The 22278-nt window shown below is 62.2% G+C and carries 21 protein-coding genes; 18 read left to right on the forward strand and 3 right to left on the reverse strand.

Annotation, left to right across the window (positions count from 1 at the left end):
* Positions 1-25: 25 nt before the first annotated feature.
* Positions 26-2515 carry a penicillin-binding protein 1A gene (locus BN1132_RS16895; RefSeq protein WP_042078960.1) on the reverse strand — a complete coding sequence of 830 codons (2490 nt, stop codon included), beginning with the start codon at positions 2513-2515 and terminating at the stop codon, positions 26-28.
* Positions 2516-2813: 298 nt separating this feature from the next.
* On the opposite strand from BN1132_RS16895, the gene tapM reads away from it, so the two are divergent.
* From tapM to BN1132_RS16985, 18 genes are all read left to right on the forward strand, one after another.
* Complete coding sequence (gene tapM / locus BN1132_RS16900) at positions 2814-3875, forward strand: PilM family type IVa pilus assembly protein TapM (RefSeq protein ID WP_042078961.1); 1062 nt, start codon at positions 2814-2816, stop codon at positions 3873-3875.
* Complete coding sequence (tapN, locus tag BN1132_RS16905; RefSeq protein WP_042078963.1) at positions 3863-4432, forward strand: PilN family type IV pilus biogenesis protein TapN; 570 nt, start codon at positions 3863-3865, stop codon at positions 4430-4432. The genes tapM and tapN overlap by 13 nt, the downstream gene beginning before the upstream one ends.
* Positions 4429-5028, forward strand: coding sequence for a PilO family type IV pilus biogenesis protein TapO (tapO, locus tag BN1132_RS16910; RefSeq protein ID WP_042078964.1), 600 nt, complete (start codon positions 4429-4431; stop codon positions 5026-5028). Before tapN ends, tapO begins: the two co-directional genes overlap by 4 nt.
* A gap of 2 nt (positions 5029-5030) precedes the next feature.
* The gene (locus BN1132_RS16915) at positions 5031-5558 is read left to right on the forward strand and encodes a pilus assembly protein PilP (protein ID WP_042079004.1); all 528 of its coding nucleotides are present in this window, start codon (positions 5031-5033) and stop codon (positions 5556-5558) included.
* A gap of 16 nt (positions 5559-5574) precedes the next feature.
* Positions 5575-7800, forward strand: a complete 2226-nt coding sequence (locus BN1132_RS16920) for a type IV pilus secretin PilQ (RefSeq protein WP_042078965.1) — start codon at positions 5575-5577, stop codon at positions 7798-7800.
* A gap of 191 nt (positions 7801-7991) precedes the next feature.
* Positions 7992-8510, forward strand: coding sequence for a shikimate kinase AroK (aroK, locus tag BN1132_RS16925; RefSeq protein ID WP_042078966.1), 519 nt, complete (start codon positions 7992-7994; stop codon positions 8508-8510).
* A gap of 17 nt (positions 8511-8527) precedes the next feature.
* Entirely contained in the window at positions 8528-9610 is a 1083-nt protein-coding gene (gene aroB / locus BN1132_RS16930; protein WP_042078967.1) for a 3-dehydroquinate synthase, read from the forward strand.
* Positions 9600-11147, forward strand: coding sequence for an SPOR domain-containing protein (locus BN1132_RS16935; RefSeq protein ID WP_042078968.1), 1548 nt, complete (start codon positions 9600-9602; stop codon positions 11145-11147). The genes aroB and BN1132_RS16935 overlap by 11 nt, the downstream gene beginning before the upstream one ends.
* Before the next feature lie 69 nt (positions 11148-11216).
* A complete protein-coding gene (locus tag BN1132_RS16940) occupies positions 11217-12089 on the forward strand; it encodes a Dam family site-specific DNA-(adenine-N6)-methyltransferase (protein WP_042078969.1) in 873 nt (290 codons plus the stop codon).
* A gap of 250 nt (positions 12090-12339) precedes the next feature.
* The gene (gene rpe, locus BN1132_RS16945) at positions 12340-13011 is read left to right on the forward strand and encodes a ribulose-phosphate 3-epimerase (protein ID WP_042078970.1); all 672 of its coding nucleotides are present in this window, start codon (positions 12340-12342) and stop codon (positions 13009-13011) included.
* Entirely contained in the window at positions 13001-13666 is a 666-nt protein-coding gene (locus BN1132_RS16950) for a phosphoglycolate phosphatase (protein WP_042078971.1), read from the forward strand. The genes rpe and BN1132_RS16950 overlap by 11 nt, the downstream gene beginning before the upstream one ends.
* Positions 13667-13683: 17 nt before the next feature.
* Positions 13684-14688 carry a tryptophan--tRNA ligase gene (trpS, locus tag BN1132_RS16955; protein WP_042078973.1) on the forward strand — a complete coding sequence of 335 codons (1005 nt, stop codon included), beginning with the start codon at positions 13684-13686 and terminating at the stop codon, positions 14686-14688.
* 120 nt (positions 14689-14808) lie between these two features.
* A complete protein-coding gene (locus tag BN1132_RS16960; protein WP_042078975.1) occupies positions 14809-15024 on the forward strand; it encodes a hypothetical protein in 216 nt (71 codons plus the stop codon).
* Between the two features lie 407 nt (positions 15025-15431).
* Entirely contained in the window at positions 15432-16013 is a 582-nt protein-coding gene (locus BN1132_RS16965) for an aminodeoxychorismate synthase component II (protein WP_042078976.1), read from the forward strand.
* Between the two features lie 278 nt (positions 16014-16291).
* On the forward strand, positions 16292-17509 hold the full coding sequence (locus tag BN1132_RS16970; protein WP_042078977.1) for an aspartate aminotransferase family protein: 1218 nt from the start codon (positions 16292-16294) through the stop codon (positions 17507-17509).
* A 75-nt stretch (positions 17510-17584) separates the two neighbouring features.
* Entirely contained in the window at positions 17585-18604 is a 1020-nt protein-coding gene (gene astA, locus BN1132_RS16975; protein ID WP_042078978.1) for an arginine N-succinyltransferase, read from the forward strand.
* Positions 18605-18665: 61 nt separating this feature from the next.
* Entirely contained in the window at positions 18666-20135 is a 1470-nt protein-coding gene (gene astD / locus BN1132_RS16980) for a succinylglutamate-semialdehyde dehydrogenase (protein ID WP_042078979.1), read from the forward strand.
* A gap of 189 nt (positions 20136-20324) precedes the next feature.
* Positions 20325-21122, forward strand: coding sequence for a DUF1338 domain-containing protein (locus tag BN1132_RS16985; RefSeq protein ID WP_042078980.1), 798 nt, complete (start codon positions 20325-20327; stop codon positions 21120-21122).
* Between the two features lie 90 nt (positions 21123-21212).
* On the opposite strand, the gene BN1132_RS16990 is transcribed toward BN1132_RS16985, so the two are convergent.
* Both BN1132_RS16990 and BN1132_RS16995 read right to left on the reverse strand, forming a co-directional pair.
* Entirely contained in the window at positions 21213-21809 is a 597-nt protein-coding gene (locus tag BN1132_RS16990; protein ID WP_042078985.1) for an HAD family hydrolase, read from the reverse strand.
* Between the two features lie 83 nt (positions 21810-21892).
* Positions 21893-22243, reverse strand: a complete 351-nt coding sequence (locus BN1132_RS16995; protein WP_042078986.1) for a DUF1622 domain-containing protein — start codon at positions 22241-22243, stop codon at positions 21893-21895.
* Between the last annotated feature and the right edge of the window lie 35 nt (positions 22244-22278).

Genomic DNA, 22278 nt, shown 5'->3' on the forward strand with positions numbered 1-22278 from the left:
GCCGGTTTTTTTGTCTCTCGCAGATCTAGAAGATGTCGTCGGTCGAGACGGGGCCATCGGTGGCCGAGCCGTCACCGCCATACACCTGGTTGCCATCGGAGAGCTGGCTCGCGTAGCGGGTCGGTTCAGTGCCTTCCTTGAAGAACTCGTCCGTGCTGCTGCCATCGGCGCGATTGGTCAGCAGACCCGTCTCGCGATCGATGCGCACCTGCATGATCCCCTCGGGCACCGGCATCTTGCGCTCGGGCACCTGCTTGAGCGCCGTCTTCATGAAGTCGATCCAGATGGGCTGGGCGGCACCGCCACCGAATTCGGCGCGACCCAGGCCGCGTTGGTGGTTGTCAAATCCGATCCAGGAGGTGGCGACCAGATTCGGGGTATAGCCGGAGAACCAGGCATCGCGGGATTCGTTGGTGGTCCCCGTCTTGCCCGAGATGTCGTGGCGCTTGAGGTCGCGGGCCGCTCGCCAGCCGGTGCCGCGCCAGCCATTGCCACCCCAGATGGCGGTGGTCAGGGTGTCGGTGATCAGGAAGGCGCTCTGGGCGCTGATGGTCTGCGGCGCCATCTTGTTGGGCACGACGGGATCGATGGGGCACTGGGCCTTCCAGTCGGGCACCGTATTGGCATAGGCATCGGCGCTGTCGAGGCCGGCGGCGGCCAGCACGCCGCAGTCGCGGCAGGCGGCGGCCGGATTGGCCTGGTACAGGGACTTGCCGAAGCTGTCGGTCACCTCGGTGATGAAATAGGGGCTGACCTGGAAGCCGCCATTGGCCAGCACAGAGTAGCCGCGCACCACTTCCAGCGGGGTGAATTCGGCGGCGCCGAGGGCCAGGGATTCGTTGGCGGAGATGTGATCCCGGGCGAAGCCGAAGCGGGTGAGGCCGTCGATATAGGTATCCAGCCCGATGGCGCGCATCAGCCGGACCGACATCACGTTCTTGGACTTGGCGAGGCCGAGGCGCAAGGGGGTCGGCCCTTCATAGATGGCCGGCGAGTTCTTGGGCTGCCACATGGGGCCCTTGGCCGGATCCCACTGGTTGATCGGCGCGTCGTTGATGAGGGACGCCAGGGTATAGCCCTGCTCCAGCGCGGTGGCATAGAGGAAGGGCTTGATGTTCGAGCCGACCTGGCGGCGAGCCTGATCGACCCGGTTGAACTTGGAGATCTCGAAGCTGAAGCCGCCCACCAGGGCCTCGATGGCGCCGTCTTGCGGGTTCATGGCGACCAGGGCTGCGTTGACGTCGGGGATCTGGGAGAGCAGCAGCTCTTCCCCTTTTTCCCGCACCCAGATTTGGGCGCCGACTTTTAGCACATCCCGCGCCGATTTCGGGGCGAAGCCCTGGCGATCGTCGGTGATGAAGGCGCGCGCCCACTTGATGCCGTTCCAGCCCAGCTCGGCCTGTTTGCCGTTTCTGAGCACCAGGGTGGCGCTCTTGTCGCCCAGCTTGGTGACCACGGCGGCCATCAGGGGCTGATAGCTCGGCTGTTTGGCCAGGTGGGCCATGATCTGGTCGTAATCCCAGGCCGCTTCGCCGGCTTTCCACAGCAGGGCGGTCGGGCCGCGATAGCCGTGGCGGGTGTCGTAGTCGAAGACGCCGTCGAGCAGCGCCTGGTGGGCGGCGCGCTGGCGCTTGGCGGTGACAGTGGTGTAGACGTGCAGTCCCATGGTGTAGGCATCTTCACCAAACTGCTCCACCATCTTCTGGCGCACCATCTCGCTCAGGTAGGGGGCGTTCAGGGTCGTTTCCGCACCGTGGTAGCGGGCCTTGACCGGCATTCTGGAGGCTTCGTCATACTGGGCCTGGGTGATCTTGCCGGTCTCCAGCATGCGACCAAGCACCACGTTGCGGCGGGCGAAGGCGCGCTCCGGGGAACGGATGGGGTTCAGCATGGAGGGGGCCTTGGGAAGACCCGCGATGATGGCGATCTCGTCCAGGGTCAGATCCTTGACCTCCTTGCCGAAGTAGACCTGGGCGGCGGCGCCGACCCCGAATGCCCGGTAACCGAGGGGGATCTTGTTGAGATAGAGCGTCAGGATCTCGTCCTTGGTGAGGTTCTGCTCGATGCGCCAGGCGAGGAACACTTCCTTTATCTTGCGCACCAGCGTCTTCTCGTTGCTCAGGAAGAAGTTGCGTGCCACCTGCTGGGTGATGGTACTGGCCCCCTGGCGCGCCTGACCGGAGACGGCCCAGACGGTCGCGGCACGAATGATGCCGATGGGGTCAATGCCCGGGTGTTCATAGAAACGGGCATCCTCGGTGGCGAGCACGGCATCGATCATGGGCTGGGGGATTTCATCCAGCCGCAGGGGGATGCGACGAATTTCACCAAACTGGGAGATCAGTTCCCCGTCCCGGCTGTAGACCTTCATGGGGGTGGCCAGCTTGACATCGCGCAGAGCGCTCACATCCGGCAACTGGGGCTTGATGTAGAAGTAGATGCCGATGAGGCTGGCAACACCCAGCACTGCACCCAGCATCATGACAATAAACAGGCGAACGAGCCATTTCAGCATGGAAGAACTACCAATCGTCTTAAAATTAGCCAACGGGCGCAGAGTATAGCCTTTTTACCCTCGCGGATTCGAGGTTTTCCTGTCCGCAGACGCCGACCTCGAGAAGAGGCGGGAGGGTAGCATTCCGGGACGCAATTACCAAGGGGGGGCCGCAGCCAGGGCCGAAAGGAGAGGAAGGTCAACTTTTGACATAAACTTTATGACATTGATAGATAGAGCATTATATTGAGTTAAGGCATCACCCTGTGATGCGCTGTCCTACAATAAGTCCGAAACCCAATAACGCATGGATGTGTATATGTTTGGGCTATTAAGTAAGGGATCCCTCCTCTCCTTGGCGGGCATTGATTTTGGCAGTCAAACCATCAAGGCCGTCACCATCAGCGGGCGTCCCGGCAAGGTGCATCTCGGATCGGTTGCCGAGGTCCCCATGCCCAGGGGCACTCTGGTCGATTATCAACTGCAGGACATTGAGCGGGTCGGCCAGTCCCTCAAGTCGCTCAGGCGGCTCGTGCAAGGGGACTGCCAGCACGTGGCCACGGCCGTGACTGGCTCCAATGTCATCACCAAGATCATCCAGGTCGACACCAACATCAACGAGAGCGAGCTGGAGAACCAGGTTCATCTGGAGGCGGAACAGATCATTCCGTTTCCTCTGGACGAAGTCAGCCTGGATTTCGAGATCCTCGGCATGACCGCCGACAACAGCCGTCAGGAGGTGCTGCTGAGTGCGGCACGGACCGAGAGCGTCAGCGGCCGGGTCAGTGCACTGACGGAGGCGGGCATGAATACCATGGTGGTGGACGTGGGGGTCCACGCGCTCGGGCGCGCCGTGCTGGCTTGCCTGCCCGAGCTGCAAACCTGGGACAAGCCGGTCGGCATCGTCGACATCGGTGCCAGTGCCATGACCTTTGCCGTCCTGCTCAGGGGGCAGGTGATCTATTCCCGCTTGCAGAATTTCGGTGGCGATCAATACAGCCAGGCCCTGGCCTCTTTTTACAGCATGAGCCTGGAAGACGCGGAACTTGCCAAGCTCCAGGGATCCCTGCCTGCGGATCATGAGGTGGATGTGCTGCTGCCGCACCTCAGTACCCTGGTGCTGCAGATCCGGCGCAATGTGCAACTGTTCTGCAGTTCGTCGGGCAACAAGGAGCTGTCCAAGCTGGTGCTGACGGGCGGGGGAAGTCTGCTGCCCGGTCTGGCCGGGCAGCTAGGCAGCGAGCTCAACTGTGAAGTGCTGCATCCCGACCCCTTTGCGCTCTTTGGCAAGCCTCAGGGAGAAGGGGGTCTGGCCCACGGGGCCAAGTACATGACGGCACTCGGTCTGGCACTGCGGAGCTTCACACCATGTCAAATATAAATCTCCTGCCCTGGCGGCAGGCCAGGGCCCAGCGCCAGAAGAAGCAGTTCGGCATCCTGTTCGGGCTGTTCCTGGCGGGAACTGCCGTCATCGCCTTTGCCGTCGACTGGCTGGTGCAACAGCAGATCGGCTATCAGCAGGAGCGCAATCAGCGATTGCTGCAGGAGATGGCCATGCTAGACACCCAGCTCGGCGAAATCCGGCTGCTCAAGGAGCGGCGCAAGGATCTGATCGATCGCATGCAGCTCATCGAGCAGTTGCAGATGCGACGCAACATACCGGTGCGTCTGTTCAATCAGCTGCCCGTGCTGGTGCCCAATGGGGTATACCTTGACACCCTCGCCCTGCAGAACAACAAGATCGATGTCAAGGGCAAGACCGAGGCCTATGGCAGGGTGGCCAGCATGATGAGACGCATCGACGGGTCGGGCTGGCTGGCGCAGTCCCAGCTCAGCACCATCTTCACGGCAGAGGTGGCACCCATTGCACTGAGCCAGTTCTCCATGATGTTCCAGATCGCCACGGCACTCCCGGACGCGGCTAAGGGGCAAGAATGAACCTGCAACAGCTCAATGAACTGGATATCAATGACATCGCGCGCTGGCCCAGGGTCGCTCAGGGCATCTTCATCTTCCTCTGCTGTGCTCTGCTGGGGGGGGCCATTTACTACTATGTGATTGCCAACTCCATGACGGCATTGGCCAGGGAGGCGGATAAAGAGAAGGAACTGAAGAGCCAGTTCGAGAGCAAGGCCATGCTGGCCGCCAATCTGGAGGCATACAGGAAGCAGATGGTGCAACTGGAGCACCTGGTAGATACCCAGCTCAAGCAGTTGCCCAACACCCATGAGGTTGCCGGCCTGCTGGACGACATCAGCTTCATCGCCACCGACAACGGTCTCAAATTGAACAGGATCAACTGGGAGCCGGAGGTCAAACACGAATTTTCGACCGAACTGCCCATGCGCATCGAGGTGGTGGGCACCTATCACGAACTCGGCAAATTCACGGCAGACATGGCCGCGTTGCCGCGCATCGTGATCCTGGAGTCGTTTCAACTCAACCAAGACAAGGGACAGGACGAGTTGATCGGCATGTCCATGCAGGCCAAAACCTACAAATACAACGGTAAAACCGTGGAGCAGAAGCCATGAGCATGAGAGTGACAGTACTCCTCTTGTCGGCGCTGTTGGTGACGGCCTGCGGCGTACAGGAGGACATGGACGAGTACGTCAGGCAGACCAAGGCGAGGAAACCCATCCCGATCGAGCCCTTGCCTGAGATAAAGGCCTTTTCTCCCATGGCCTACCAACGCAGCGATCAGCGCAGCCCTTTCATTGCCCCCCAGCCGGAAACCAGTTCCAGGCTGGATGCCAAAGCCAAGCCGGATTGCGCACAGATCGTCGCCAATCGGGAGAAGGAGGTGCTGGAACGCTATTCGCTGGCCAGCCTGAGCATGAAGGGATCGATCGGCAGACAAGGACAGCTATGGGCATTGATCAATACCCCGGACGGGCAGGCCGTGCGAGTAGGGCTCAATCAGCACATGGGACTGGATCAGGGCAGGGTCATCAAGATAACGAATACTCATGTTGACTTGATGGAGACGGTACCGGATGGCAAAGGATGCTGGGTCACCCGAGAGACCCAGCTGGCCATGGCCAATCTCGACGCAAAACTATGATCAGGGATGAGCAGAGATGAGAACAACAATAAGAAGGATGACAGGTGTGGCGCTGCTGTGTCTGGGCGGATGCACTCAGGTGTGGGCGGTCCCCGCGTTGCAGGAGGTCAAAGTCAATCCCCTGCTGGCCGATCAACTCTTGCTGGAACTCAGTTTCAGCGAGCCCGTGAGTGGGTTTACCGATAGGCTGTCGTATGAACCCAATCAGCTCTTGTTGCATGTGCCCGGAGCTGTGGGGGCACTGACGGTCAATCCGCTGTCGATCAAGCAACAGGGGGTGAACAACCTCAAGGTCGAGGGCAAGGGGCAGGGGCTCGACATCAAGATAGCCCTCGATCAGCTGACCCCCTATCAAGTCCATCAGCAGGGCAACAAACTGCTGGTGTCGCTGGGGGAAAAAGCCGGTCAGCCAGTGGCCTCCTCGCCCGCCCCTGCGGCGGCCAACCCGTCGGCGCTTGTCAGGAGCCAGCCGGTGACGCAATCCGCCTTGATCGATACCCAGCGGGTTGCCCAGAACCAGTCCCAGTATCAGGCACAACCCGCCGTGGCGCAGGCCCCTGCCGTGGTGCCGATCCCTGCCGCTGCCAGCAAGCCCGTGCTGTCCGTCGCGCCGACGAATCCGGGAGGTGGCTATTTCAACTCGGTCAAGGGCGTCGATTTTCGCCGTGGCAAGGAGGGGCAGGGGGAGTTCCTCGTGACCCTTGACAACAGCTCGGCGGCGGTGGACGTCAGCAGCCGAGGTCAGAAGGTATTTGCCAAGTTCCACGGCACCCGGATCCCGGATGAACAGCTCAACCTCATCAATGTGCAGGACTTTGCCACCCCGGTCTCCCAGGTGGAGGTGTTCCGCCAGGGCAATGACACCCTGTTTGAACTCTCGGTCAACGGTCAGTTCGATTACCGTTACGATCAGGCCGACAAGATGTTCATCATAGAGGTAAAGAAACGGGCGGCCACCACGGCGGCCAAGCAATATCAGGGCAAGCCGATATCCTTGAACTTCCAGGATATTCCGGTGCGAACCGTGTTGCAGATCATCGCCGACTTCAACAATCTCAACCTGGTGACTACGGACTCCGTCGCCGGCAACATCACCCTGCGCCTCGATGGGGTGCCCTGGGAGCAGGCGCTGGACATCATCCTCAAGGTGAGGGGGCTGGACAAGCGGCTGGACAACAACATCCTGCTGGTGGCCCCGGCGGATGAAATCGCCGCTCGGGAGAAGCAGCAACTGGAGAGTCGCAGCCAGGTGGCCGACCTTGCGCCTCTCTATACCGAATACCTGCAGATCAACTATGCCAAGGCAGCCGAAGTGGCCGCCCTGCTCTCCTCCGAGAGCACCAAGCTGCTCTCCCCCAGGGGGGCGGTGAGCGTGGATGAGCGTACCAACGTGCTGGTGGTCAAGGACACGGCGGACGTCATCGGCAACGTCAAGCGCATGCTGGACATCCTCGATATTCCGGTCAAGCAGGTGGTGATCGAGGCGCGCATGGTGACCATAGACGATGGTTTCGACGAGGCGTTGGGGGTGCGCTGGGGCGTGACCAAGACGGACGGTCATGGCAACGGCACCTCGGGCACCATAGAGGGGAATGACGGCGCCGGTAACAATGACGGTAGCTCCACCATCACGCGTCCCGGCGTGGAAGACAGGCTCAACGTCAATCTGCCGGTGACCAATGCCGCCGGTACGCTGGCGTTCCAGGTCGCTCGTCTCGCCAACGGTACCCTGCTCGATCTTGAACTCTCCGCCCTCGAGAAGGAGAGCAAGGCCGAGATCATCGCCAGCCCCAGGGTGACTACCGCCAACCAGAAACCGGCCCTGATCGAGCAGGGGACAGAGATCCCCTATGTGGAGTCCTCCTCCAGCGGGGCCACCTCGGTCACCTTCAAGAAGGCGGTACTGAGCCTCAAGGTCACACCCCAGATCACCCCGGACAACAGGGTCATCCTCGACTTGACCGTGACCCAGGACACCAAGGGGGAAACCGTGCCGACCGGTACCGGGGATGCGGTCTCCATCAACGCCCAGTCGATCACCACCCAGGTGCTGGTCAACAACGGCGAGACCCTGGTGCTTGGCGGCATCTATCAGCAGACGATTAAAAATGATGTCAGCAAGGTGCCGCTGCTGGGGGACATCCCCGGCCTCGGCTACCTGTTCAAGAAAACCACCAGTGAAAACAAGAAGCGTGAACTACTGATTTTCGTGACCCCGAGGATAGTCACCGACGCCCTCTGAAAACTTTACATGTGAGAGCAAAACACATATAACCTTACGCCCCGATGAGGCTGGGGCGTAAGGGCTGCGGTTGCCAGTCCTGGTTTCTGTTGAGATAATCCCCCTCCTGATCCATCGCAAGATAAGGTTCATAGGTACCCCGGTCGAGTGTTTACCGGGGCCATACAGTTTGTAATTACTAACGAAAAGACATGGCTGAGAAACGCAATATTTTCCTGATAGGTCCCATGGGTGCGGGCAAGAGCACCATAGGTAGACATCTGGCAGAACAACTGCACATGGAGTTTTTCGACTCAGATCATGAGATTGAGCGCCGCAGTGGTGCCGATATCGGCTGGGTGTTCGATGTTGAAGGCGAAGAGGGTTTCCGGATCCGCGAAGAGAAGGTGATCGGTGAGCTCGCCGAGCATCAGGGTATCGTGCTGGCGACGGGGGGCGGCGCCATCAAGAGCCGTGAAACCCGCAACAAGCTCTCTGCCCGTGGCATCGTGGTCTACCTCGAAACCACCATTGAGAAGCAGCTGGCGCGCACCCAGAGAGACAAGCGCCGCCCCTTGCTGCAAACCGAAGAGCCGCCCCGGGAAGTGCTGGAGCGTCTGGCGCAAGAGCGCAACGCCCTGTATGAAGAAGTCGCTGACTTTGTCATCCAGACCGATGATCAGAGTGCAAAAGTTGTCGCCAATCAAATCGTCAAGTTGATCGGCATGTAATCCATTAGAGGACGTCCATGGAAAGGTTGAAGGTCGAACTGGGTGAACGCAGCTACCCGATAGAGATAGCTGCCGGTCTGTTGCAACATCCCGAGGTGCTGGCGCAGACGATCAAGGGCAAGCGGGTCATGATAGTGACCAATACCGTGGTCGCGCCCCTGTATCTTGAGCAGATCATTCAGTTGCTGTCCGGCTTTCAGGTGGAACACCTGATACTGCCGGATGGGGAGGCCCACAAGACCCTGGCCACCTTCGAGCGGATCATGTCCGCTCTGCTGGAAACCAGCCATGGCCGTGACACCACTCTCATCGCCCTGGGGGGCGGCGTGATAGGCGACGTTGTCGGCTTCGCTGCGGCAAGCTATCAACGAGGCATTCCGTTCATCCAGGTGCCTACCACGCTGCTCTCCCAGGTTGATTCTTCCGTCGGCGGCAAGACCGCCGTCAACCATCCCCTTGGCAAGAACATGGTGGGCGCCTTCTACCAGCCCAGGCATGTGATCATCGATACCGACTGCCTCAAGACGCTGCCCGCACGGGAGTTTGCCGCCGGCATGGCCGAGGTGATCAAGTACGGCATCATCTGGGATGAGTCCTTCTTCTCCTGGCTCGAGGCCAACATGACGCGCCTGCAGCGGCTCGATGCCGACGCGCTCTCCTACGCCATTCGCCGTTGCTGCGAGATCAAGGCCGATGTGGTCGGGCAGGACGAGACCGAGCACGGGGTGCGGGCCCTGCTGAACCTGGGGCACACCTTCGGCCACGCCATCGAGGCCGAGAAGGGCTATGGCAACTGGCTCCATGGGGAGGCGGTGGCGGCAGGCATGATGCTGGCGGCGGACACGGCCCTGGCCCGTGGCGACATGACAGAGCAAGAGGTTGCGCGGATCCGCGCCCTGCTGCTGGCGGCCGAGCTGCCGGTGCAGGCGCCGCCGGAGATGGATTTTGCCGCCTTCATCCGCCATATGCGCCGTGACAAGAAGGTGCTGGAGGGCAAGCTGCGACTGGTGCTGCCGGTCGGGATCGGGCGGGCCCAGGTGGTGGCCGACGTGACGGATGCTCAATTGATGGCGGTGATCGAGTCTGGTCGTGACCACTAACAAACTGCTCAAACTCCCTTCCCAGCGGCAGCTGGTCGACCGGCTGCTGCATCTGATCGAGTTCAATCACCCCTTTATCTTTCTCTGTGGCAAGCCCGGCAGTGGTCGTGGCACGCTCTGCGAGTCGCTGCTCGCCCAGTTGCCTGACACGGTGCGGGTGGTGAGCCTCATCGGCAGTCCGGCCATGAAGATGGCGGATGTACGCCAGTTGCTGCTGCAGCAGGTAGTGGCTCGCCCCCTGTTCAATGCGCAGGATGCGCTGGCCGACAGCTTCTTTCGCATGCTGGAGGGAAAGCCGTCCACCCTGCTGCTCATGGTAGAGCGCGCCGACGCATTGCCCGCCGAGCTGGTCGGGGAGCTGTGGGCGCTCTGTCGTCACAACGATACCCTGGCCGCGCCCCACAAACTCGCCATCCTGCTCTCCGGCGGTGACGCCTGGTGTCGCAACCAGAAGGCCCTGCTGAAAGGGCGTGCCATGCCCGCTCTCGAGCTGGAGGTCGCGCCACTGAGCGCGCCGGAGCAACGCATCTTCTTGTATGAGAAGGCCAAAGAACTCAAGATCCCGACAGCCCTCTTGCCCAAGCCCAAGGTGGAAGAGATCCTGAATGGGGCGGGCGGACACCCGTCCGCCATCATGCAGTCACTGGAGGATATCATGACCGACAGAAGGCCCAAGAAACGCCAGGCCGAGTTGCCCGTCAAGAAGATCGCGACCGTGCTGGCCCTGGTGGCCGCCGGCTTGCTGGCCCTGAGCTACCTGCCCCTGTTCGATGATGGCGGCAAGGCGCCAGACCAGGCATCGTCCCAGGGAACGGCGTTGCCCGACCCCGTCACCGCAGATCCCCTGAGCGTCGGCGGTGCGAGTGCGGCACAGGGCACCCAGGAGAGCGACACCGGCCCCGGGGCGGCGGGGACGCAGGTCGCCCGGGATTGGCAACCCGATGCCAAGCCCTTGCCCAAGAAGGTCGAGAGCGAGACGGTCACTACGGAGTCGACCAACTACGAGGGGCGCCGGGTAGTCATCTCCGACGAAGTGGTCGAAAAACTGATGAATCAGCCCAACGTCAGCGGCGCCCTGCCCACGGCCGTGGTGGACGAGCTGGTGGGCGGCGGTTCCCAGGCAGTGCCGACGGTGCAGGCCAAGGCACAGGGCAGCGCCCCGGCGGTCAAACCGGCTGCCCAGGGCAGCGGCACCCAGCCTGCGTCGGCCACACCGGCTGCGGCGCCGGCCCCCAAGGTGGCGTTGACTCCGGTCGCGACCCTCAACAAGAAGCCGAAGAACCACTACAGCGTCCAGCTGATGGGGGCGAGCAACACCAAGGCCGTGGACAGCTTCGTGGCGGAGCACGGGCTGGCGGGCAAGATCTGGGTCTACAAGACGAGTTTCCGTGGCAGTCCCTGGTATGTGGTGGTGCAGGGCGACTATGCCAGCAGCGCCCAGGCCAAGGCGGCGATCCGCAAGCTCTCGCCCGCCTTGCTCAAGGGACAACCCTGGCCCAAGTCGTTTGCCCAGATACAAAAAGAACTGAAGCAATAGCCAGCCGCCCGAAGAAGGGGGTAGAATCACCCCCCTTTTTTGGCATCGCCTTGTTAACACCGGACATCCATGAAAAAAACACGTGCGTTTTTAAAATGGGCCGGGGGAAAATACTCCCTGGTCGAAGAGATCGCCGAGCGCTTGCCGGACGGACGTGTGTTGCTGGAGCCCTTCGTCGGGGCGGGATCCGTGTTCCTCAACACGGATTACGATGCCTATGTGCTCAACGATATCAATCCGGATCTCATCGATCTCTACAACCACCTCAAGCGGCAGCCGGATCGCTTCATCGGCGAGGCTCGTCGGCTGTTCGTGGCCGAACACAACCACAAGACCGCCTACTACCGTCTGCGCACCCAGTTCAACCAGGCCGAGGCCGGGTTCGAGCGGGCCCAGCTGTTCCTCTTCCTCAACCGCCACGGCTTCAACGGCTTGTGCCGCTATAACAAGAAGGGCGGGTTCAACGTCCCCTTCGGTTCCTACAAGAAACCCTACTTCCCGGAGAAGGAGCTGTGGGCCTTCGCCGAGAAGGCGCAGAAGGCCACCTTCATCTGCGAGAGCTATGCCGACGCCATGGCGCGCGCCGAGGAAGACTGGGTGATCTACTGCGATCCGCCCTATGCGCCCCTCTCCACCACGGCGAGTTTCACCACCTACTCGGCGGGCGGTTTCACCCTGGACGATCAGGCTCTGCTGGCTCGCCTGGCCCGCCACACCGCCGCCCACAAGGGCGTGCCCGTGCTCATCAGCAACCACGACATCGAGCTGACCCGGGAGCTCTATCGCGGGGCCCGGCTGGACGAGATCCTGGTCAAGCGCACCATCAGCCGCAACGGCGGCGGTCGCAACAAGGTGGCCGAGCTGCTGGCACTCTATCCGCCCGGCATCGAACCCGAGCAGGGTTATTATCCTGGCGAGGCGGAGCTGGCCGTCGCCGGTTGAGTCGTGAACGGTCCCTGCGGGGACCGTTGTCGTTTCTGGTACTGCCGGCTTGCCGCGACACGAGCGGATCCTTCCTGCCACCCGGTGCGCCAGGCTGCGGATGGGTTTTCCCTGCAGGTACAGCCCGTTTGCAGCGATTGCACGGGGGAGCGCCGCGGTTCACTGGTGCAGCAGATGCGGGTCGTTTTCATCGCCCTTTTGCGATAAAATTGCGCCGTTTTTTCTGCCACGCTGCCAATGGATGACGCTGATGAAAGACTTTCTGATTGCCCCCTCTATCCTCTCCGCCGACTTTGCCCGCCTGGGTGAGGACGTGGCCAAGGTGCTGGCCGCCGGGGCCGACGTGGTGCACTTCGACGTGATGGACAACCACTATGTCCCCAACCTGACCATAGGCCCCATGGTCTGCCAGGCCCTGCGTGACTATGGCATCGAAGCCCCCATCGACGTGCACCTCATGGTCAAGCCGGTGGATCGCATCGTGCCCGACTTTGCCAAGGCGGGCGCCAACCTTATCACCTTCCACCCGGAAGCCTCCGACCACGTGGATCGCACCCTGGGTCTCATCAAGGAGCAGGGTTGCCAGGCCGGCCTGGTATTGAACCCGGCCACGCCGCTCACCTGCCTCGAATACGTGATGGACAAGCTGGACGTGATCCTGCTGATGTCGGTCAACCCGGGCTTCGGTGGCCAGAGCTTCATCCCCGGCACCCTCGCCAAGCTGCGTCAGGTGCGCCGCCTGATCGACGAGAGCGGCCGCGACATCCGTCTGGAGATCGACGGCGGCGTCAAGGTCGAGAATATCCGCGAGATCGCGGCCGCCGGTGCGGACATGTTCGTGGCCGGCTCCGCCATCTTCGGCAAGCCGGACTACAAGGCGGTGATCGACGAGATGCGGGCGGAGCTGGCCCATGTCCGTTGAGCGTCCCTTCGATCTGGTGCTGTTCGATCTCGATGGCACCCTGATCGACAGTGCCCCCCAGCTGGCGCTGGCGGTCAACCGTACCCTGGCGGATCTGGGGCTGGCGGAGGCCGACGAGGCGGTGGTGCGCACCTGGGTCGGCAACGGTGCCGACAAGCTGATCCAGCGTGCACTGGATTACCGCGAGGCGCCCGAGCTGTTCGCCAGGGCCCGCCCCCTGTTTGACCGGCACTACCAGGCCTGCCTGCTGGAAGGACTGGGGATGTATGAAGGGGTCGAGCAGAGCCTGCGTCGCCTGCAACGGCTCGGCTATCGCCAGGCCGTGGTGACCAACAAGCCGAGCCACTTCGTGCAGCCCATTCTGGAGGCCCTCGGCATCCAGGATTGCTTCGCCCTCTGGCTGGGGGGCAACTGCGTGCCCGTCAAGAAGCCGAGCCCGGAGCCGCTGCTGCACGCCTGCCACGAGCTGGGTGTCAGCCCGTCCCGCACCCTGATGGTGGGGGACTCCGAAAATGACGTGCTGGCTGCCCAGGCGGCCGGCATGAAGGTGGTGGGGCTCACCTACGGCTACAACTATGGCCGCCCCATCGCGGATTCCCGCCCGGACTGGGTATGCGAGCAGTTTGCACAGCTCGATGCCCTGCTGGCCGAATAACAAGGATCAACACATTCATGGCTAAACCAATCGTATTGAGCGGGGCCCAACCCTCGGGCCAGCTGACCATAGGCAACTACATGGGGGCCCTGCGTCAGTGGGTCAGCATGCAGGATGACTTCGACTGCCTCTACTGCATCGTCGATCTGCACGCCATCACCACCCGCCAGGATCCCGCGGCCCTGCGCAAGGCCTGCCTGGACGCCGCCGCCCTCTATCTGGCGGTCGGCATCGATCCGGCCAAGAGCACCGTCTTCATCCAGTCCCACGTGCCCCAGCACGCCGAGCTCGGCTGGATACTGAACTGCTACACCCAGATGGGCGAGCTGTCGCGCATGACCCAGTTCAAGGACAAGTCCGCCCGTTTCGAGAACAACGTCAACGTCGGCCTGTTTGGCTATCCGGTGCTGATGGCGGCGGATATCCTGCTCTACCAGGCCAATCAGGTGCCGGTCGGCAATGACCAGAAGCAGCATCTGGAACTGACCCGCGACATCTGCACCCGCTTCAACAACCTGTACGGCGAGGTGTTCACCCTGCCCGAGCCCTTCATCCCGACCGAAGGGGCGCGGGTGATGAGCCTGCAGGATCCCACCAAGAAGATGTCCAAGTCCGACGACAACGAGGCGAACTTCATCGGCCTGCTGGAAGATCCCAAGCAGATCGTCAAGAAGATCAAGCGGGCGATGACCGACTCCGACGAGCCGGCCGTGGTGCGCTTCGACCCCGAGAACAAGCCGGGGGTCTCCAACCTGCTGACCCTGATGTCCGGGGTGACGGGTCGCTCCATCCCCGAGCTGGAGCAGCACTTCGAGGGCAAGATGTACGGCCACCTCAAGGGCGAGACGGCCGATGCCGTGGTCGCCTTGCTGGAGCCCATCCAGGCGCGCTTCCGCGAGCTGCGTCAGGATGAGACTCATCTGCGGGCCATTTTGGCGGCTGGCGCACAAAAGGCGCGGGAAAGGGCTGAAAAAACCCTGACCAGCGTATATGATGTTGTCGGCTTCGTTCCTCGAGCCTGACATACTGGGAAGGTGTAGTAGAAGAGAGCTGGGTATCTGCCTGGCTTTCTTTGTTTTACCCGCCCGGTTCGTCATTTCCTCCTTCAATGTCACACAGGGGTCGTTGCCCCAAGAGAAAGCATGTCTGCCGAATCACATATCCTGACTGAAGAACTGGGTGACAAGGGCCACTGGCTGCGCAAGTTTCGCAAGGCCAAGAACCTCAACACCCTGCAGCTGATGGTCTCCAATGCCATCGACAAGCACCACAAGACCCCGGCCATCGCGGCGGCCATCTACCTGGCCGAGTGTCAGCGCGAGCGCGAGCTGGAGCAGGGGCGCCTGCTGGATCGCTGAGCCTTGCCTGCGGGCGCTGGCCATTCGCGGGCTGTGCTGCCGATCCCCTGAGCCCGGCGCAAGCCGAGTCCCGTTTATTCCTCCCCGGGGCCTGCCCATGGTGGCGAGAGCGCTCGTCTCCCCCTTGGCTCCTGCCCACCTCGCAGACCATGAAAAATGGCGTTGCGCCTGCACGGGGCGTGAAGGGGGCCGCGATGCTCCCCGGCCGTCGGCCTGTCGATTATCTCCGCCCGTCGGGAGGGGCGATAACAGGGCCGCGCCGCCACCGCCAGGCTTGCCATCCGGATCACCACGACGACCCCGGTTTATTAACGGGGAGAGACATGCCAGAATGCGCGGCGTCTGTCCGTCGCTGCTCGTGACGGGCTGTCCGATCACCGTCTCTGTCTGACTCCCAGGGTCTTTTCATGCTGCTACTCATCGACAACTACGACTCCTTCACCTGGAACCTGGTGCAATATTTCGGTGCCCTGGGACAGGAGGTGCTGGTGAAGCGCAACGACGAGCTGAGCCTGGAGGAGATAGCCCGGCTCGCCCCACGCCACCTGGTGATCTCCCCTGGGCCCTGCACGCCGAACGAGGCGGGCATCTCCCTGGCCGCCATCCGCCGCTTCGCGGGCGAGATCCCCATCCTCGGCGTCTGTCTCGGTCACCAGTCCCTGGCCCAGGCGTTTGGGGCTCAGGTTGTACGTGCGCGCCAGATGATGCACGGCAAGACGTCCCTCATCCGCCATCGGGGGGAGGGGGTGTTCAGGGGATTGAAGGATCCGCTGCGGGTCACCCGCTACCACTCCCTCGTCGTGGAGCGCGATTCCCTGCCCGATTGTTTCGAAGTCACCGCCTGGAGCGAGCATGCCGACGGCTCCATGGACGAGATCATGGGCCTGCGACATAAAACACTGGCGCTGGAAGGGGTGCAGTTCCATCCGGAGAGCATCCTGAGCGAGCAGGGCCACCAGTTATTGGCCAATTTTTTAGCCGTTTCCTGAAAAAATTGTGACATGCGCCTCAAAACCGAGATGAGGCGAAAAAAATTTTCCCTGACACTTTATTCACCCTCCTCCCTGTCCAAATTATCTCTTGCCAACACCCCCTGAGCCGTTATGCAATGCGGTTGCCTAAAATCTCACGGGCAATCGAACAATGTTCCTCATAGGCGGTCAAGTTACAGACTTTTTACTTTTTTTCTGTGATAATTCCGCCACGTTTACACGGATTTAACTTTTGGGCGGTGGATTATTCTGCCGCGATATAGCAGGAGAGCAATATGTCAGAGTTGTTGGCAGTGACACGTGAAGTGTTTGATGAAGTGATGGTTCCCAACTATGCGCCGGCCAAGATCATTCCGGTCCGCGGCGAGGGATCACGTGTCTGGGATCAGGAAGGCCGCGAGTATGTCGACTTCGCGGGCGGGATCGCGGTCAATGGCCTGGGCCATTGCCATCCCAAGCTGGTCGAAGCCCTGAAAACCCAGGGTGAGAAGCTGTGGCACCTCTCCAACGTGATGACCAACGAGCCGGCCCTGCGCCTGGCCAAGAAGCTGGTTGCTGCCACCTTCGCCGAGAAGGTCTATTTCTGCAACTCCGGTGCCGAAGCGAACGAAGCCGCCCTCAAGCTGGCCCGCCGCTACGCCATCGAGAAGTTCGGGGCCCACAAGACCCAGATCATCGCCTTCCACCAGGGCTTCCACGGCCGTACCTTCTTCACCGTGAGCGTCGGTGGCCAGGCTGCCTACTCCGATGGCTTCGGTCCCAAGCCGGCCGACATCACCCACGTGGCCTACAACAACCTGGAAGAGCTGGCCTCCGTCATCTCCGACAATACCTGTGCCGTGGTGATGGAGCCGCTGCAGGGGGAGGGTGGCATCATTCGTCCCACCGACGAGTTCGCCCGTGGTGTGCGCGAGCTGTGCACCAAGCACAACGCCCTGCTGATCTATGACGAAGTGCAGTCCGGGGTCGGCCGTACCGGTGAGCTCTATGCCTACATGGGTCTGGGGGTCACGCCGGACATCCTCACCAGCGCCAAGGCGCTCGGCGGTGGCTTCCCCATCGGCGCCATGCTGACCACCACCGAGATCGCGGCTCACCTGAAAGTGGGTACTCACGGTTCCACCTACGGTGGCAACCCGCTGGCCTGCGCCGTGGCCGAGGCGGTACTGGACGTGGTCAACACCCCGGAGGTGCTGAACGGCATCAAGCAGCGCGAACAGCTGTTCCGCCAGGGCCTGGAAGCCATCAACGCCAAGTACCACTGCTTCAGCGAAGTGCGCGGCCAGGGTCTGCTGCTGGGCGCCGTGCTGAACGATGATTTCAAGGGCCGCTCCCGCGACTTCCTGCTGGCCTCCGTCGATCAGGGCCTGCTGGCGCTGGTGGCGGGCACCAACGTGGTGCGCTTCACACCGTCCCTGGTGATCCCGGAAGCGGACATCAAGGAAGGTCTGGCCCGGTTCGAGAAAGCAGTCGCCCAGGTGGTCAACGCCTGAGGCTAGTTGAGGTGGGGAACCCGCCCGGCAGGAGCCGGGCCCCCACCTGTCGTCAATGAAAGGGAGTTGTCATTTATGTTGGTTATCCGTCCTATCGAGCAGCGCGACTTCGCCGGCCTCAAGACCTGTGCCATCGAATCCGGCACTGGCATGACCTCGTTGCCGGTCAACGACGAGCTGCTGCAACGCAAGATCGATGCCTCGACCCAGACCTTCCTGGACAAGCCCGCCGGCAAGGGGGATTGTCTCTACTTCTTCGTGGCCGAGGATCTGGAAACGGGCGAGATGGTCGGCACCTGCGCCATCGACGCCGCCGTCGGCCTGTCCCAACCGTTCTACAACTATCACATCGGCAAGGTGGTGCACTCCTCCCCCAAGCTCGGCATCTACAACGTGGTGGAGACGCTCACCCTCTCCAACGACTACACCGGCAACTCCGAGCTCTGCACCCTCTTCCTGCGCGAATGCGCCCGCGAGGGGCTCAACGGCCGTCTGCTCTCCAAGCACCGTTTCCTGTTCATGGCCGAGCACCCCGAGCTGTTTGACAGTACCGTCTTTGCCGAGATGCGCGGCGTCTCCGATGGCAACGGCCACAGCCCCTTCTACGAGTGGCTGCAGAAGCATTTCTTCTCGATGGACTTTCCCACCGTCGACTATCTCACCGGCATCGGCAAGAAGCGCTTCATCGCCGAGCTGATGCCCAAGTACCCCATCTACGTGAACCTGCTGAGCAACGAGGCGCGCGCCGTCATCGGCCAGACCCACGAGAAGACCCGTCCGGCCATCAAGATGTTGCAGGACGAGGGCTTCGTGAACCGCGGCTACGTCGACATCTTCGATGCCGGCCCCACGGTCGAGTGCGAGGTGAAGAACATCCGCAGCGTGCGCCGCAGCCAGAAGCTGGCGGTGCTGGTGGGCGAGCCCATCGGCGGTCACACCTACCTCATCTGCAACGCCAGGTTCGAACAGTACCGCGCCTGCTACGGCAACATCCGGGTCGATCTGGACAAGCACGAAGCCATCATTCCGCCCAAGATGGCGGCCGCCCTCAAGGTGGAGAATGGCGACATGGTACGGGTCGTCGATCTGGAGTAACGGGTATATCCGCATTGAGACGGGTCGCCAAGGCGGCCCGTGCACCACAAGGAGTGAATTGATGATGTCTTTAGTCCAGTTTATCGATGGCCAGTGGCTGGCCGGCGAAGGCAAGCCGTTCGAATCCAGAGATCCGGCCAAGAATGCAGTGATCTGGCAGGGGGAGGCGGCAAGCCAGACCCAGGTGGACGCCGCCGTCAAGGCGGCCCGTGCGGCCTTCTACCATTGGTCCGATCTGGCCCTCGAGGAGCGCCTCGCCATCGTCCGCCGCTACGCCGACCTGCTCGGCGAGCACAAGGAGGCGCTGGCCCTGACCATAGCCCGGGAAACCGGCAAGCCCCTGTGGGAGACCCGCACCGAGGTCGCCGCCATGCAGGGCAAGATCGTCATCTCCATCCGCGCCCATGACGAGCGCACCGGCACGGTAGAGAACCCCATGCCCGGCGCCAGGGCCTTCGTGCGCCACAAGCCCCACGGCGTGGTCGCCGTGTTCGGCCCCTACAACTTCCCGGGCCACCTGCCCAACGGCCACATAGTGCCTGCCCTTATCGCCGGCAATACGGTGGTGTTCAAACCCTCCGAGCTCACCCCCATGGTGGCCGAGGCCATGGTCAAGGTGTGGCAGGAGGCAGGGCTGCCCAAGGGCGTGCTCAACCTGGTGCAGGGCGAGGTCGATACCGGCAAGGCGCTGGCGGGCAATCCGGACATCGACGGCCTCTTCTTCACCGGCTCGTCCCGTACCGGCCACTTCCTGCACCAGCAGTTCGCCGGCCAGCCGGGCAAGATCCTGGCCCTGGAGATGGGCGGCAACAACCCGCTGATCGTGAAAGACGTGAGCGACATCGACGGCGCCGTGCACGCCATAGTGCAGTCCGCCTTCATCACCTCGGGTCAGCGCTGCACCTGCTCCCGCCGCCTGTTCGTCGAGCGCGGCGCCCGGGGCGATGCCCTGGTCAAGCGGCTGGTGGAGGTGGTCGGCCAGATCCGGGTCGGTCACTACGATGACGAGGCTCAGCCCTTTATGGGCGCCATGATCAGCGAGCGAGCGGCGCTTGGCATGGTGGAGGCCCAGGCCAGGCTGCAAGCGCTGGGTGGCGAGAGCCTGCTTACCCTCAAGCACCTGGAGGCGGGCACGGGGTTCGTTTCTCCCGGCATCATCGACGTGACCGCGGTCGCTTCGCTGCCGGACGAAGAGTACTTCGGCCCGCTGCTGCAGCTCATCCGCTATGACGACTTCGATGCCGCCATCGACCAGGGCAACGCCACCAGCTTCGGCCTCTCGGCCGGCCTGCTGGGCGACAACGAGGCGGACTGGCAGCACTTCTTCAAGCGTATTCGTGCCGGCATAGTCAACTGGAACAAGCCCATCACGGGCGCCTCCAGCGCCGCGCCCTTCGGCGGCATAGGTGCCTCCGGCAACCACAGGGCGAGCGCCTACTACGCCGCCGACTACTGTGCCTATCCGGTGGCCTCTGTCGAGGATGGCAAGGCGAGCATGCCGGATCAGCTGTCCCCGGGTTTGACGTTTTAATCGTTCATGGAGATAGCGATGCAGACGAGATGGCTCAATGCCGACGACTACTGTGTCATATCTCCGGTGACTTCGGTCGAGGATGGCAAGGCGAGCATGCCGGATCAGCTGTCCCCCGGCCTGACCTTCTAATAACAAAGGGGCATCCACGGGTGCCCTTGTCTGTACCCGCAATCAAAGGAAAGAGAGATGCAAAAGGATATCGAGACCCTGTTTGGCCATCTGTGGGACAACTACATTCAGGTCACCCCCAGTGCCCACAAGGTTCACCAACTGCTGGGGGGCGGTGCCCCCATCATCAACGATCACGTGGCGTTTCGGACCTACAACCTGCCCAAGCTCGGCCTCGAGAAGCTGGCGGCCCACTTCCGTGCCCTGGGGTACGAGGAGAAGGGCGAGTATGTGTTCAAGGCCAAGAAGCTCTATGCCAAGCACTTCGAGCATGCGGATCCGGACGCCCCCAAGGTGTTCATCAGCGAGCTGAAGGTGGAAGAGCTCTCGGCAGGCGCCCAGGCCATCATCCACAAGCTGGTGGATCAGGTGCCCGATCACCTCACCGACACCCCGGCCTTCCTCTATGCCGGCGCCCCCTGGCAGGTCTCCTGGAGCGACTACCAGACCCTGCTGGCGGAGAGCGAGTACGCGGCCTGGATGGCGGCCTGGGGCTATCGTGCCAACCACTTCACGGTCAATATCAACCGTTTGGCAGACTTTGAAACCATCGAACAGGTCAATGCGGCCCTGAAGGCGGCGGGCTTCGTGCTGAACACCGTCGGCGGCGAGGTGAAGGGAGATCCTCAGGTGATGCTGGAGCAGTCCTCCACCATGGCGGACAAGGCCGAGGTGGCCTTCAGCGACGGCGTACGCGCCATCCCGAGCTGCTTCTACGAATTCGCCCTGCGCTACCCGCAGCCGGATGGCGTGCTCTATCCGGGCTTCGTCGAGGCCTCGGCGGACAAGATCTTCGAGTCCACCAACGCCATGTAAGGTGGTGCCGGATCATGCCGGTACCGCGTTATGAAAAACGCCTCCCTGGTGGAGGCGTTTTTGTTGGCGGACGGGGCACATTTGCCCACCCTAGCGCGGGCAGAGTGCGCCCTGATGGACCAGCAGGGTCTCCATGCCGGCGGCGCGGCCCGCCTCCAGGCCTATGGGGGTGTCTTCGAACACCAGGCAGTTGGCCGGCTTGGCGCCGAGCTGCTCGGCCACTTTCAGGAAGGTGTCGGGGTGGGGCTTGTGGTTGACCACGTCATCGGCGCTCACCAGCACGGGGATGAAGGCGTCGAGCCCGGTCTGGCGCAGGATGTGTGCCGCATGCGCCCGGGTTGAGCCTGTGCCTATGCCCATGGGCACCTTGCCATGGCAGCCCTTGACCAGCTCCCACATGGCGGGAAACACGCTTACCTTATCGATATGCTCAAGATAGAGCGCCACCTTGCGGCGGGCGAAGGCCTCCACGTCGATGGCCAGCCCGTGCTGCTCTGCCAGCATGGCCACTATCTTGCGGGTGGGAATGCCGCCGTACTCGTTGAGCTGCGCCCGATCGAACGGCAGGCCGAACTCGGCGCTCGTCTGCTCCCAGGCATCCAGGTGCAGGGGCATGGAGTCCACCAGGGTGCCATCCATATCGAAGATCAGGGCGTCGTACTGCTCAAAGCGGTGTTGCTCGGTCATGGGACTGCTTCCTCCTGGGCGAAAGGCCCAGGGTACCAGATCCGTCGGTTGGATGCCGCTCGCCCCGTCGGCGGTGTCTCGGCCTAGGCGCGCTGGCGCTCGCTCTGGGCCTCCAGCTCCTTGCCGAGGAAGTAGTTCAGGAAGGTGCGGATCACCGCGATGATGGCGAGGCGGATCAGCTCCTCCTTGCTCGGTGCCACCGTGGTGGCCAGGATGTCGGCGGCGAGCTGGAACTCCAGCGCCAGGATGAGCCAGCTGCCGAAGCAGAGCCGGATGCGGGGAAAGCCGGGCTCGTGATCCCGCACCCTGGCCGCCAGCCAGAGGGTCTTGCCGAGCCCCATCACCACGCAGGCGATGGAGATGAGTTCCAGCAGCAGCTGGAACAGCTCGACCCCGTGCATCATGGCCTCTCTCAGGCCGGTTATTTCAAACACGCTCGACTCCTCCACGATTCAAAAGAGACACTTGT

It is taken from the genome of Aeromonas sanarellii, from assembly GCF_000820085.1.
In the GTDB taxonomy this organism is placed as follows: Bacteria; Pseudomonadota; Gammaproteobacteria; order Enterobacterales; family Aeromonadaceae; genus Aeromonas; species Aeromonas sanarellii.